At 60.4% G+C, this 13467-nt stretch carries 16 protein-coding genes; 8 read left to right on the top strand and 8 right to left on the bottom strand.

Annotated features, from left to right (window positions below):
• Positions 1–409 precede the first annotated feature (409 nt).
• From rluB to HBN79_RS07485, 6 genes are all read right to left on the bottom strand, one after another.
• Entirely contained in the window at positions 410–1606 is a 1197-nt protein-coding gene (rluB, locus tag HBN79_RS07510; protein ID WP_088377744.1) for a 23S rRNA pseudouridine(2605) synthase RluB, read from the bottom strand.
• 144 nt (positions 1607–1750) lie between these two features.
• A complete protein-coding gene (locus tag HBN79_RS07505; RefSeq protein ID WP_095002636.1) occupies positions 1751–1942 on the bottom strand; it encodes a DUF1289 domain-containing protein in 192 nt (63 codons plus the stop codon).
• 161 nt (positions 1943–2103) lie between these two features.
• Positions 2104–3054 (bottom strand): SMC-Scp complex subunit ScpB, encoded by a 951-nt coding sequence (gene scpB, locus HBN79_RS07500; RefSeq protein WP_169916490.1) that lies wholly within the window; start codon positions 3052–3054, stop codon positions 2104–2106.
• A gap of 12 nt (positions 3055–3066) precedes the next feature.
• A complete protein-coding gene (locus tag HBN79_RS07495; protein WP_169916627.1) occupies positions 3067–3765 on the bottom strand; it encodes a ScpA family protein in 699 nt (232 codons plus the stop codon).
• A 119-nt stretch (positions 3766–3884) separates the two neighbouring features.
• Entirely contained in the window at positions 3885–4517 is a 633-nt protein-coding gene (locus HBN79_RS07490; protein WP_088377747.1) for an L-threonylcarbamoyladenylate synthase, read from the bottom strand.
• A 13-nt stretch (positions 4518–4530) separates the two neighbouring features.
• The gene (locus tag HBN79_RS07485; RefSeq protein ID WP_095025656.1) at positions 4531–5394 is read right to left on the bottom strand and encodes a PHP domain-containing protein; all 864 of its coding nucleotides are present in this window, start codon (positions 5392–5394) and stop codon (positions 4531–4533) included.
• Between the two features lie 84 nt (positions 5395–5478).
• On the opposite strand from HBN79_RS07485, the gene HBN79_RS07480 reads away from it, so the two are divergent.
• The 5 genes from HBN79_RS07480 (at position 5479) to HBN79_RS07460 (ending at position 9106) form a co-directional block, all read left to right on the top strand.
• Positions 5479–6081 (top strand): septation protein A, encoded by a 603-nt coding sequence (locus tag HBN79_RS07480; protein WP_095002641.1) that lies wholly within the window; start codon positions 5479–5481, stop codon positions 6079–6081.
• 1 nt (position 6082) lies between these two features.
• Positions 6083–6382: a YciI family protein gene (locus HBN79_RS07475; RefSeq protein WP_095002642.1), complete on the top strand. Its 300-nt coding sequence runs from the start codon at positions 6083–6085 to the stop codon at positions 6380–6382.
• A gap of 60 nt (positions 6383–6442) precedes the next feature.
• The gene (locus HBN79_RS07470) at positions 6443–7120 is read left to right on the top strand and encodes a response regulator transcription factor (RefSeq protein ID WP_095002643.1); all 678 of its coding nucleotides are present in this window, start codon (positions 6443–6445) and stop codon (positions 7118–7120) included.
• 142 nt (positions 7121–7262) lie between these two features.
• A complete protein-coding gene (locus HBN79_RS07465) occupies positions 7263–7694 on the top strand; it encodes an LTXXQ domain protein (RefSeq protein WP_095002644.1) in 432 nt (143 codons plus the stop codon).
• 77 nt (positions 7695–7771) lie between these two features.
• Positions 7772–9106 (top strand): HAMP domain-containing sensor histidine kinase, encoded by a 1335-nt coding sequence (locus tag HBN79_RS07460; RefSeq protein WP_095021119.1) that lies wholly within the window; start codon positions 7772–7774, stop codon positions 9104–9106.
• Between the two features lie 184 nt (positions 9107–9290).
• On the opposite strand, the gene HBN79_RS07455 is transcribed toward HBN79_RS07460, so the two are convergent.
• Complete coding sequence (locus HBN79_RS07455) at positions 9291–9854, bottom strand: nitroreductase family protein (RefSeq protein WP_095002646.1); 564 nt, start codon at positions 9852–9854, stop codon at positions 9291–9293.
• A 119-nt stretch (positions 9855–9973) separates the two neighbouring features.
• Here HBN79_RS07455 and HBN79_RS07450 point away from each other — a divergent pair, with 119 nt between their 5' ends.
• From HBN79_RS07450 to HBN79_RS07440, 3 genes are all read left to right on the top strand, one after another.
• Positions 9974–11428: a TrkH family potassium uptake protein gene (locus tag HBN79_RS07450; RefSeq protein ID WP_095002647.1), complete on the top strand. Its 1455-nt coding sequence runs from the start codon at positions 9974–9976 to the stop codon at positions 11426–11428.
• Positions 11429–11447: 19 nt separating this feature from the next.
• Positions 11448–12206 (top strand): AraC family transcriptional regulator, encoded by a 759-nt coding sequence (locus HBN79_RS07445; RefSeq protein WP_095002648.1) that lies wholly within the window; start codon positions 11448–11450, stop codon positions 12204–12206.
• 77 nt (positions 12207–12283) lie between these two features.
• The gene (locus HBN79_RS07440; protein WP_169916489.1) at positions 12284–13177 is read left to right on the top strand and encodes a DMT family transporter; all 894 of its coding nucleotides are present in this window, start codon (positions 12284–12286) and stop codon (positions 13175–13177) included.
• Here HBN79_RS07440 and HBN79_RS07435 read toward each other — a convergent pair.
• Positions 13171–13458: a SelT/SelW/SelH family protein gene (locus tag HBN79_RS07435; RefSeq protein ID WP_095002712.1), complete on the bottom strand. Its 288-nt coding sequence runs from the start codon at positions 13456–13458 to the stop codon at positions 13171–13173. The two genes, HBN79_RS07440 and HBN79_RS07435, sit on opposite strands and share 7 nt — an antisense overlap.
• Positions 13459–13467: the final 9 nt, after the last annotated feature.

Here is a 13467-nt window from a genome sequence, read left to right as displayed (position 1 = left end):
GTGGCATTGCGGAATTATCAAGGCGGATAGCCTTGAGGTTTTGGCCGTTCGGTGTAACGCCGAGCGGCGCAAAATGCGCGGGTACGCAATTGAGTCACAGTTAAAACGCGGCGCATTGTACACCCGCACGAAGGCAAGATCCCATCACACAGCCGATTGCAATACGAAACAAGCCGCAATTTATGTAGGAACTGTCCTAATTCTGTAAATCTCGGAAGGTTTTCATTACAAAGGGATGATTTCAGCGGTTTAGGGTCGGTAAGTGGCTGAATTCGTATAGGTTTATTGACATGGTGTAACGATTATTTGCCACGCGAATTACGACCCGTAGCAGCTGCCATCAGCATTTCGCAGACATAAAAAAACGCCAACCCCTGGGGGTTGGCGTTTTTTGTACCGCGCTTACCGCTTACTGCGGCTTGCGACGACCGAAGCCCGGGCGCTGGCCCGAACCTGCCGGGGCACCTCGACGCTTGCCCGACGGCGCATCGTCAACCAGCTTTGGCCCGTTACGGGTTGGCTTGGTTGGACGCTTGTTGATTTCGCTCGGACGCTCGGCAACTGGCGCACCACGACCTGCTGGCACACGATCAGTACGGCCGGCAGGCTTGCGCGCCGGACGAGCCGATTCATCACGAGCCGGACGGCCCGGACGCTCGCCTTCGATATGCGGCTGGCGTGCCGGACGCGGCGCAACAGGTGCACCTTCAGCCGGGCGCAGCACGCGGGCAACACGGTCACCACGGGCCACAGGGCGCGAGGATTTGCGCTGCATGCGCTCAAGCTTGTCTTTGCTCTTGGCGTTCATCTCAGGCATGGCAACCGGCGTGAGGCCGACTTCAGCGCTGAGAATGTCCACTTCGAACTGGCTCATTTCGCGCCAGCGACCCATCGGCAGATCGGAGTTGAGGAACACCGGACCGAAACGTACGCGCTTCAGGCGGCTGACCACCAGGCCCTGGGATTCCCACAGACGACGCACTTCACGGTTACGGCCTTCCATCACTACGCAGTGGTACCAATGGTTGAAGCCTTCGCCGCCTGGCGCCTGCTTGATGTCGGTGAAACGCGCCGGACCGTCTTCCAGCACAACGCCGGCCTTGAGGCGGGCAATCATGTCGTCATCCACTTCGCCACGCACACGTACCGCGTATTCACGGTCCATTTCGTACGAAGGGTGCATCAAGCGGTTGGCCAGCTCACCGTCAGTGGTGAACATCAGCAAGCCGGTGGTGTTGATGTCCAGACGACCGATATTGATCCAGCGGCCTTCTTTTGGACGCGGCAGTTTGTCGAACACGGTCGGACGGCCTTCAGGGTCGTCACGGGTGCAGATTTCGCCGTCGGGTTTGTTGTACATGATCACGCGGCGAACCGATTCGGCTGCCTCTTCACGCTTGATCACCTTACCATCGATGGTGATGGCGTCGTGCAGGTCTACGCGCAGACCCAGGGTTGCATCCTTGCCATTGACCTTGATCCGGCCCTGGCTGATCCAGCTCTCTACGTCGCGACGCGAGCCAACGCCAATACGGGCGAGGACTTTTTGCAGTTTTTCGCCTGCAGGGCCAATTTCCTGGCCGTCTTTAGGGTCGAGATCTTTCATCTGGGCACCTCCCGGTGTGTCAATTCAGGCGAGCGCCTGAAGTGTTAAAAATGGGCCTTGGGGCTCTGCTGAGCCCCAGAGGGTCGCGAATCATACGCGGATATTGGCCATTGCGCATCAAAGGCTAGTCACGAAGTGCGTGGCTCACTTGGTTTTCCGCCGGCCGGTGGCCTCAAGCGCCAGTAAACGCAGGGCGGATTCGGCCAGCACCGCACGTTTTTCGTCTTTGTCGAGTTTCTTCCAAGCCTTGATTTCACGCTTGGTCCGCCCGCAGCCCAGGCAAATGTCGTCGGTGAACTTGCAGACACCGATGCAGGGGTCTTTGGTTGCAGTCATGGCAGCCCTCCGAAAATTGTGTGGGAGCGGGCTTGCTCGCGATGGCATCGCTGCGGTGTGCCTGACAGTCCGCGTCGTCTGCATCGCAGGCAAGCCAGCTCCCACGGGTCATGCATTGCCCGCAGAATCCGCGGCTTGCCAGGATCCTTAATGGGAGTGCATCAGTCTTCCTGCTCGCGGCGTTCCTGTTCGATGGCTTCGGCCAGGGCCTGAGCCTCAAGCTCTTCGTCGCTCAAGGCAGATCGCTGCTCAAGTGCAGCAACCGCAGCGCGCAATCGCTCGCGGGCCAACTCGGCCGCAGAGGGTTGCTGCGGTTGTGGTTGGGCTTCTATTTCCGGCTCGGGCTCGGGCTCGGGCTCGGGCTCAGGCTCAGGCTCTAGAGCTTCAACTGGCGCAACGTCGCGCAGCAAATCATCAAAGTCAGTTTTAAGACCTTCCTCCATCGAGTCCAGTTCCGTCAGCAGGGTGCGGAAGCTGGTTTCGTCTTTCGGCTCTTCCGGCTCGGCGCTTTCGTCGGCCAGCGCCTGAAGATGCGCAGGCACCGGAGCATCGTCAAAATCGAGGATCGGATCCGGCTCCAGCTCGCGCAGCTCGGCCAGTGGCGGCAATTCATCGAGGCTCTTGAGGTTGAAGTGGTCAAGAAAGCCCTTGGTGGTGGCAAACATCGCGGGCTTGCCCGGCACGTCACGATAACCCACCACGCGAATCCACTCGCGCTCCAGCAGTGTCTTGACGATATGGCTGTTGACCGCCACACCGCGCACATCTTCGATCTCGCCACGGGTAATGGGCTGGCGATAAGCGATCAGCGCCATGGTCTCCAGCATGGCTCGCGAGTAACGTTGCGGGCGTTCTTCCCACAGACGTCCGACCCAGGGCGAGTACTTTTCGCGGATCTGCAGGCGATAGCCGGAGGCAACTTCTTTCAGTTCAAAGGCGCGGCCGTCGCAGGATTTGCGCAGCAGTTCCAGGGCCTTCTTGAAGACCGGCGGTTCCGGGCGCTCGCCCTCTTCAAACAGTTCGAACAGGCGCTCAAGGCTCTGCGGCTTTCCCGAGGCCAGCAGAAAGGCCTCAAGCAAGGGGGCCAGCTCGCGGGGTTCAGTCAAATTCATGGTTTCAGCTCTTTATTCGGCTCTTGCCCGCACATGGATCGGCGCGAAGGGTTCATTTTGTACCAACTCGATCAGCGACTCTTTGACCAGTTCAAGAATGGCCATAAAGGTCACGACTACACCCAACTTGCCTTCTTCAGCGGTAAACAGCTCGACAAAGGGCACAAAGCCACCCCCCTTGAGACGCTCAAGCACGTCGCTCATGCGTTCGCGGGTCGACAGGGCCTCACGGCTGACCTGATGACTTTCAAACATGTCGGTGCGGCGCAGCACTTCGGCCATCGACATCAGCAGCTCTTCAAGCGCCACATCCGGTACCAGTTTGCGCGCCCGTGCTTCGGGGGCATCGAGCTTGGGCACATAGATCTCGCGCCCTACCCGGCTGAGCCTCTCAATGCCTTCAGCGGCAGCCTTGAAGCGCTCGTATTGCTGCAGGCGGCGAATCAGCTCGGCACGGGGGTCACCCTCGTCCTCCTCGATTTCGGCCGAACGCGGCAACAGCATCCGCGACTTGATCTCGGCCAGCATCGCGGCCATGACCAGATACTCGGCCGCCAGCTCCAGGCGCACGGTTTTCATGAGCTCGACATAACCCATGTACTGGCGGGTAATTTCCGCCACCGGAATGTCGAGAATGTCGATATTTTGCTTGCGGATCAGGTACAGCAGCAGGTCGAGCGGGCCTTCAAAAGCATCAAGAAACACCTCCAGTGCATCCGGGGGGATATACAGGTCTTGCGGCATTTCGATGACCGCCTGGCCATAGACCATGGCCAGAGACAGTTCTTGCTGGGCACCGGCCCGGGCCTCAGGTGCTTCTACGTCAGACATCAGGCCTCGACCATAAAGGGTTGAGGATCACCGCAGCCCACCCGCACGATCTCGGGGTCACCACTGTCCACCAGGCTGATGACAGTGGAGGCCTTGTTGCCGCCAAAACCGCCGTCAATGATCAGGTCGACCTGTTTTTCCAGGGCATCACGGATTTCATACGGGTCTTCCATCGGCTCGCTCTCGCCCGGCAGGATCAGGGTCACGCTCATCAGCGGTTCGCCCAGCTCTTCAAGCAATGCCAGCGCAATCGGATGGCTCGGTACGCGCAGGCCAATGGTACGGCGTTTAGGGTGCAGCAGCAGGCGCGGCACTTCGCGGGTGGCGTTGAGGATAAAGGTGTACGGCCCCGGCGTATGCGCCTTGAGCAGACGGAAGATGCCGGTATCCACCTTGGCAAACAGCCCCAACTGCGACAGGTCACAGCACATCAGGGTGAAGTTGTGCTTGTCGTCCAGGTTGCGCAGGCGCTTGATCCGCTCGATCGCACCCTTGTCACCCATCTGGCAACCGACGGCATAGGACGAGTCGGTAGGATAAATCACCACCCCACCCTTCTTGATGATTTCAACGGCCTGTTTGATCAGACGCGGTTGTGGGTTTTCCGGATGAATCTGGAAAAATTGACTCACAGTGTTTACCTGTTCAGACGTTGGCAGTGGGTTTGTCATATTTGAATCGACACCACAATGGCGGCAAGTCTTCCGGAAGCGGACGGTATTCGCCGATCTCGGACCACCCTCCTGGACCATGAAAATCACTGCCGGCACTGACCAGCAGACCGAACTCACGCGCAAGGATCGCCAGGCTGCCAACCTGATCGGCCGGCTGGTACCCGTTGACCACTTCAATCGCGTGACCCCCAGCTTGAATATAGTCGCCAATCAGCCGTCGGCGCTTGCTGCGGGTAAAATCGTAGTGCGAGGGGTGCGCCAGACTGACCCAGGCGCCTGCTGCGCGCAGGGTGGCGACGGTGTCTTCCAGGGTCGGCCAGTGCAGCTTGACGTCCCCCAGCTTGCCGGCCCCCAGCCATTTGCGGAAGGCTTCGGCGCGATCCTTGACGTAACCGGCCTCGACCAGAAAATCGGCAAAATGCGGACGGGCCGGGGCGTTGCCGCTGTCACCCAAGGCTTGCTGGATACCCCGTGCGCCTTCAAGCGCACCAGGCATACCCTTGAGCGCCAGCTTGCGACTGATCTCTTCGGCGCGCAGCCAGCGGCCATCGTGCAATTTGGCAATGGCCTCGACCAGCGCCGGGGCGTTGACATCGAAACCGTAGCCGAGCACATGAATCGTCGCCCCGCCCCAGGTGCAAGACAACTCCACGCCGTTGACCAATGTCATGCCCAGCGCCTGCGCCGCCGCGCGGGCTTCGTCGAGGCCTTCAAGTGTATCGTGATCGGTCAGGGCCAGGACTCGCACACCTTTCTCGAACGCACGCGCGACCAGTACCGCAGGCGCCAAGGCGCCATCGGATGCCGTGCTATGGCAATGCAAGTCAATTTCCACGGGGATTTAATAACCTCTAGCTGACGCTTTCGCTGTCATTGATGTTTGTTATTATGCCGCCACATCCTGCTTCTGGCTGCCACTGTGAAACAATTCATCGACTTCATCCCGCTGTTACTGTTTTTCATCGTTTACAAAATCGAACCGCGCATCGTCGAAATCGGCGGGCACAGCCTGTCGGTCGGCGGTATCTACAGCGCTACCGCCATGCTGATCATCAGTTCGCTGGTGGTGTATGGCGCGCTGTTTATCAAGCAACGCAAACTCGAAAAAAGCCAATGGCTGACCCTGATCGCCTGCCTGGTATTCGGCAGCCTGACCCTGGCCTTCCACAGCGAAACCTTCCTTAAATGGAAAGCCCCGGTGGTCAACTGGCTGTTTGCCCTGGCGTTTGCCGGCAGCCACTTTATCGGCGACAAGGTCCTGATCAAGCGCATGATGGGCCACGCCCTGAGCCTGCCAGATGCGATCTGGACCCGCCTGAACGTGGCCTGGATCGGGTTTTTCCTGTTCTGCGGCGCGGCCAACCTGTTCGTGGCATTCACTTACCAAAGCATCTGGGTCGACTTCAAAGTGTTCGGCAGCCTGGGCATGACTGTGTTGTTCCTGATCGCCCAGGGCATTTACCTGTCGCGCCATCTGCATGACACCGACCCGACTGATACCACCCCCAAGACCAAGGACTGACATGCTCTACGCCATCATTGCAACAGACGTCGCCAATTCCCTCGAAGCTCGCCTGGCTGCCCGCCCTGCGCACCTTGAGCGCTTGCAACAACTGAAAGCCGAAGGCCGCATCGTACTGGCCGGCCCGCACCCGGCCATCGACAGCAATGACCCTGGCGCTGCCGGTTTTAGCGGCAGCCTGATCGTGGCCGAGTTCGAATCCCTGAACGCTGCCCAGGCCTGGGCCGAAGCCGACCCTTACGTTGCCGCTGGCGTATATGCCAATGTCAGCGTCAAGCCGTTCAAGCAAGTCCTGCCGTAACCTGTATCTTTACCGGCAGCCGGCGCAAACAGCACCGGCACCGGTCAAATCGAGTAAGTCATGAGCGACCTGTTACTGATAGATGATGACCAGGAGCTGTGTGAGCTGCTGGTCAGTTGGCTGAGCCAGGAAGGCTTTCAGGTTCGCGCATGCCACGACGGTGCCAGCGCCCGCAAGGCGCTGGCAGAGTCCAGCCCCGATGCCGTGGTGCTGGATGTCATGCTCCCCGACGGCAGCGGCCTTGAGCTGCTCAAGCAATTGCGCAACGACCACCCTGATCTGCCGGTGCTGATGCTTTCGGCCCGAGGCGAACCGCTGGACCGCATCCTGGGCCTGGAGCTGGGCGCCGATGACTACCTGGCCAAACCTTGCGACCCTCGCGAGCTTACAGCCCGCCTGCGCGCCGTGTTGCGCCGCAGCCACCCGGCGGCGGTGTCCAGCCAGATGGAGCTGGGCGACCTGTGTTTCAGCCCGATGCGCGGCGTGGTCACCATCGACCAGCGCGACATTACCCTGACCGTGTCTGAAAGCCGCATCCTTGAAGCCCTGCTGCGCCAACCGGGTGAGCCGCTGGACAAACAGGAACTGGCGCAGATCGCCCTGGGCCGCAAGCTGACCCTGTACGACCGCAGCCTGGACATGCATATCAGCAACCTGCGCAAAAAGATCGGCCCGCACCCGGATGGCAGCCCGCGCATCGTGGCACTGCGCAGCCGCGGGTATTTCTACAGCGTCTGAGAAAAGCGCCCTCACCCTGTGTAAATCCCCGGCAAAACCGTCTTTACAAAAGCTTTACCCACGGTTGACAGCGATTGACCTTGATCTCCCTAAACTGGGCGCATCCGGAACAACCGGAATCCAAATTCAAAGGAGACACACCATGCGTAAGACTCTAATTGCTTTGATGTTTGCTGCAGCACTGCCAACCGTCGCAATGGCCATGCCTGGTGGTGACGGCCAGATGGGCCCTCGTCACGGCGGCGAGCACCACGGTCGCGGCGACGCCCCTTACAGCCAGCTGGACCTCACCCGCGAGCAGCGCCAGCAGATCGGCAAGCTGATGGGCGAGCAAATGCATGATCGCAAGCAACTGGTCGAGAAGTACCTGGAAAAACTGCCAGCCGCCGACCAGAAAGCCCTGAAAGACGAGATGAAGGCCAAGCACGACAAAACCCAGAGCGATATTCGCGCCTTGCTCAAGCCTGATCAGCAAAAACGCTTCGACGAGATGCAAAAGAAACGCGCCGAGCGTCAAGCCGAGATGAAAGAGTTTAAGGACTGGAAAGCACAGCAAGCGCCAAAAGCGCAATAATCTGTCTGCCCACCAAGCCCAACGGCTCACGCCGTTGGGCTTTGGTCGTTTCAATCAATGACTTGTGAGGAATTACCGTGCGATCACTGTTTTGGCGCATTCTGGCCAGCTTCTGGCTGGCGATTGCCCTGGTCGCAGGGTTGTCGATCCTGCTGGGGCATATGCTCAATCAGGACGCATGGATTCTCAGCCGTCATCCCGGGATCGCCAATCTGGCGCAACAGTGGACCGAGCGTTACGAAACTCAGGGCGCCGATGCGGCGCAGGATTTCCTTGAACGGCGCAAGCGCCGTTATCACATCGACGTGCAAGTGCTCAACGAAAGTGGCGACCCGCTGGTACGTGGCACCTTCCCGCGTCGGGCAGCCGCCTGGGAAGCCCGCCAGAATCCGGGCACAGAACAGTTGCCATGGCGTCGCCTGACCGTCGAATACACCAGCCCGAAAACCGCCGAAACCTATTTGCTGATTTACCGCATCCCGCACCCGGAACTGGATGCCTGGCACCGCCAGAGCCTGATCTGGCCTCTGAGCGCACTGGGGATTGCGCTGGTGGTGCTGACGCTGTTCAGCCTGATGGTGACGCTCTCGATTACCCGCCCGCTCAAGCGTCTGCGCGTTGCCGTGCATGACCTTGGGCAAACCACTTACCAACAGAACAGCCTGGCGCAGTTGGCGTCGCGACGTGATGAATTTGGCGTGCTGGCCACCGACTTCAACCGCATGGGTGCCCGCCTGCAAAGCCTGATCGGCAGCCAGCGCCAACTGCTGCGTGATGTGTCCCACGAGCTGCGCTCGCCCCTGGCCCGACTCAAGATCGCTCTGGCCCTGGCTGAACGCGCCGGGCCTGAAGAACGTGAAAAACTGTGGCCACGCCTGACCCGCGAGTGCGACCGGCTGGAATCGTTGATCAGCGAGATTCTGACCCTGGCCCGGGTCGATGCTGATCAGGCCAGCGCCGAGCAGGTCGACCTCAATGCACTGCTCAACACCGTGCAAAAAGACGCCTCGATGCTGGCCCCCGAGCAGCCCGTACTGCTGCAAGCCGAACAGGGGTTGGGCCTCAACGGCTGGCCAACGATGATCGAGCGCGCCGTGGATAACCTGTTGCGCAACGCGCAGCGCTTCAACCCGCCTGGCCAGCCGATTGAACTGAGTGCGAAGCGCGAAGGCGAACACATCACCATCAAGGTTCGCGACCATGGCCCGGGGGTCGCTGAAGAGTACCTGGCGCAATTGGGTGAGCCGTTTTTCCGCGCACCCGGCCAGACCGCGGCCGGCCACGGGCTGGGATTGGCCATTGCGCGACGGGCGGCGGAACGCCATGGCGGGCGGCTGATGCTGGGCAATCACCCGGATGGCGGATTTGTTGCCACCCTGGAGTTACCGCTGAAACCGGACGGTAACCTGTAAAGGTTTCGCAGCAATTTGCTCGCGTAGCAGCTGCCGTAGGAACGAGGCTGCGTCCGATTGCAAAGCAATCGTAAAATCAGAATCCGCGGTTTAACTGAATAATCGCGTGCGCTGATTTTGCGGTGGCTACACCGCCGAACGCAGCCTCGTTCCTTCGGCAGCTGCTACGGATATTGCTACAGGGCTACTTAACCGACCACGCCTGCACAAACTCGGCGCTGTCCACCTTGGGCGCAACGCGCAACTCGTTCTGCGGCGTGCCCAAATACAGGAACGCCACCACTTCCTCGCCCTCACCCAGCCCCAAACCCTTGGCCACATGCGGTGCATACGACAGCTCGCCGGTGCGCCATACCGCGCCAATGCCCTGGGCATAAGCTGCCAGCTCAATGGCATGGGCCGCACAACCTGCGGTAATCAGCTGCTCAGCCTTCGGCACCTTGAAGTGGTCCTGCAAACGGGCAATCACTACCACCACCAAAGGGGCGCGCAAGGGCATGGCGCGAGCCTTGTCCAGGGCGGCCTGGGTCACTTCGCCACCTTGTGCCAGCACGGCCTCGGCGAGGATTTCACCCAGTTGATTGCGCGCAGCGCCTTCAACCGTCAAAAACCGGTAAGGACGCAACTGACCGTGGTCCGGCGCACGCAAGGCGGCGGCGAAAAGTACTTCACGTTGCTCAGCCGTTGGCGCCGGATCGAGCAGGCGCGGGGCAGAAACACGGTTGAGCAAAGCGTCGAGAGCCTCCATTGGCCACCTCCTGAAGAAAATGTGCAGCTATTCTAACGGTATCTCCCGAAGGCTTGGCGGTTTACATAGCCCGGACCACAGGTAGAATGGCGCCCCTCTTTCATCCCCGAGCTGACTTCATGGCGTTGCCGACATTACGCATCATCGGTTTCATTATCGGCATCTTCCTGATTACGCTCGCGATCAGCATGGCCGTGCCCATGCTGACCCTGGTGATTTACGACCACCTGGGCGACTTGCCATCCTTTTTGTGGGCCAGCCTGATTACCTTCATTGCCGGCCTGGCGCTGGTCATACCGGGCCGCCCCGAGCAGGTGCATCTGCGCCCCCGGGACATGTATCTGCTGACTGTGTCCAGCTGGGTGGTGGTGTGCATCTTCGCCGCACTGCCGTTTTTGCTGACGCAGCACATCAGCTATACCGATTCTTTTTTTGAAAGCATGTCCGGTATCACTGCCACCGGCTCTACGGTGTTGAGCGGCCTGGACACCATGTCCCCCGGCATTCTGATGTGGCGCTCGATGCTGCACTGGCTGGGCGGCATCGGCTTTATCGGTATGGCGGTAGCCATCTTGCCCCTGCTGCGCATCGGTGGCATGCGCCTGTTCCAGACCGAGTCCTCTGACCGCTCCGAAAAGGTCATGCCGCGCTCGCACATGGTGGCCCGCCTGATTGTCGCCACCTACGTCGGCATCACCATTCTGGGCAGCCTGGCGTTCTGGTGGGCGGGCATGAGCGTGTTTGATGCGATCAACCACGCCATGTCGGCCATTTCCACCGGTGGTTTCTCGACCTCCGACCAGTCACTGGCCAAGTGGTCGCAACCGGCGGTGCACTGGGTCGCCATTGCCGTGATGATCATGGGTAGCTTGCCGTTTACCTTGTATGTGGCCACCCTGCGCGGCCATCGCAAGGCCCTGATCAAGGATCAGCAGGTACAAGGCTTGCTCGGCTTGCTGGTCGTGACCTGGTTCGTACTCAGCATCTGGTTGTGGTGGACTACCAACATGCCGTGGTGGGACGCCTTCCGCCATGTCGCGCTCAACGTGACCTCGGTAGTAACGACCACGGGCTTTGCTCTGGGTGACTACAGCCTGTGGGGCAATTTCTCGCTGATGCTGTTCTTCTATCTGGGCTTTATCGGCGGTTGCTCGGGCTCGACTGCAGGCGGGATCAAGATTTTCCGCTTTCAGGTCGCCTATATCCTGCTCAAGGCCAACCTTAATCAACTGATCCACCCTCGAGCGGTGATCAAGCAAAAGTACAACGGCCACCGCCTCGACGAAGAAATCGTACGCTCGATCCTGACCTTTTCGTTTTTCTTCGCCATCACCATCTGCGTGATCGCGCTGGCCCTGTCGCTGCTGGGACTGGACTGGATGACCGCCCTGACCGGCGCCGCCAGCACGGTGTCGGGCGTAGGGCCAGGGCTGGGCGAGATCATCGGGCCGTCCGGCAACTTCGCCAGCCTGCCGGATGCGGCCAAGTGGATTTTGTCATTGGGCATGTTGCTTGGGCGACTGGAGATCATTACCGTGTTTGTATTGTGCATTCCGGCATTTTGGCGGCACTGATCCACAGAAGAGACCTGTCATGGACCAAATCCTGTCACTGCGCCATTACCGCCACGACCTGATTGCCCATAGCCATGAACATGCGCAGGTGGTGATCAGCTTGTCGGGCAAGCTGGATTTCGAAGTCGAGGGCCGGCCCAGCCTGCTGCGCCAGCAACAGCTGATGGTCGTGCCTGCGGGCGCCCACCACACCTGCGGCAGCCCGCAAGGCAGCCACTGCCTGGTGCTGGACGTGCCTGGTGACAACTGGCTGGGCCAGTCCCTGGGTGGGCACGCCGATGCCAGCCGCCGATTGCTCGACAACCCCGCACAGCTGCCTCTCGACCCGAAACAGCATCAACTGGTCGACTGGCTCGCCACCAGCCCGATAAACGACCCGTTGATTGCCCGCCAGGGTGCGATTCTGCTGCTCGCCAGCCTGACTAACCTTGCCGGTGAACGGGCGCAACCCAAACGCCTGCCCTACGCGGCCATGGATGCCTATATTGAGCAGAATACTGCCTACCCGTTACAGGTTGCGGATCTGGCTCAAATTGCAGGCTTGTCCTGCGCCCGCTTGCACAGCCGCTTTGCCAGCGAGTGCGGGCAAACGCCAATGGACTACATCCGCCAGCGACGCCTGCGCAGTGCCCTGACGCTGCTGCGCCAAAGCGCCCTGGCCATAGGCGAAATAGCCAGCCGCGTTGGCTACAACTCGCAAAGCGCGTTCGCCGCCGCCATGCTGCGCGAATTCGGTGCCTCGCCTTCGGTGCTGAGACGCGAGTCTGGCGACAACTGACGCCAGTGTCGCGACAGACAGCTCCCCGCCCTGCCCCGTAGACTGCACGCCTTGCCTGTATTGAACCAAGGATTGCAATGACTCCGCGTACTGCCCTGGGCGCCCTGCATATCGGCGCTTTGATGTTTGGCCTGACTGGCGTGTTCGGCAAACTTGCCGCTGCATCGGCTTCGATCATCGTATTTGGCCGCGCCGCTTTCGCAGTGCTGGCATTGCTGTGCTTCACCGCGCTGGCCAAACGCAGCGCCTGGTACCGACTGACCCTGCGCGACGCCCGCAGTTTGCTGCTGAGCGGTGTGCTGCTGGCCGGGCACTGGATAAGCTTTTTTGTCTCGGTAAAAATCGCCGGGGTCGCGATTGCAACCCTGGGCTTTGCCAGTTTCCCGGCGTTCACGGTGATTCTGGAAGGACTGATTTTTCGCGAACGCATTCGTCCCAACGAAATAGTTCTGGTGGCGCTGGTCAGCATCGGGCTGATCCTGGTCACGCCAAGCTTTGACCTGGCCAGCCAGGCCACCGAAGGGCTGCTGTGGGCCGTCGCTTCCGGGTTGCTGTTTTCACTGCTGTCGCTGAACAACCGCGCCAACTCGGGGCGGATGCCCGCCGTGCAGGCCGCCATGTGGCAAAACGCGGTGGTCGCGTTGTGCCTGCTGCCCTTTGCCGGCCCGGGATTGAGCGAAGTCCGCCCGCTGGACTGGCTATGGATCGGTCTGCTCGGGGTGTTTTGCACCGGCGTGGCACACAGCCTGTTCGTCGCCAGCCTGGCAGTAATCAAGGCGCGCACTGCCGCCGTGGTCTTTGCCATGGAACCGGTCTATGGCATCACCCTGGCATGGTTGCTGTTCCATGAAACACCCTCGCTGCGCATGCTGCTGGGCGGTGTACTGATAATCGTCGCCATCGTGGTGTCGAGCCGCATGCGCAGCGGCCCCGCACCCGATAAGGCAGGGCTGAACGCCGCCGCTCACTGAGCCCGGTCGTTGTGCCCCAGGTCGCGCTGCGGGTCAATTTGGTCACGCACTCGCTGCTTGAGCACCTTGGCTTCGGGAAAGCCGCCGTCAGCCTTGCGTTCCCAGATCTGCACACCGTCGCAGGTGATGCGAAACACCCCACCGGTGCCAGGCTCCAGCACGACCCGGCCCAGGTCTTCGGCAAAGGTGCTGAGCAACTCTTGAGCCAGCCAGGCGGCACGCAGCAGCCACTGGCATTGGGTGCAGTAGGTAATGACAATTTCGGGTTTATTGATCGACATGATTTCAAA

It is taken from the genome of Pseudomonas sp. WS 5051 (assembly GCF_012985715.1).
Classification (GTDB): domain Bacteria; phylum Pseudomonadota; class Gammaproteobacteria; order Pseudomonadales; family Pseudomonadaceae; genus Aquipseudomonas; species Aquipseudomonas bubulae.
The sequence above is the reverse complement of the archived record's forward strand: the minus strand, read 5'-3'. Positions and strand labels throughout refer to the sequence as shown.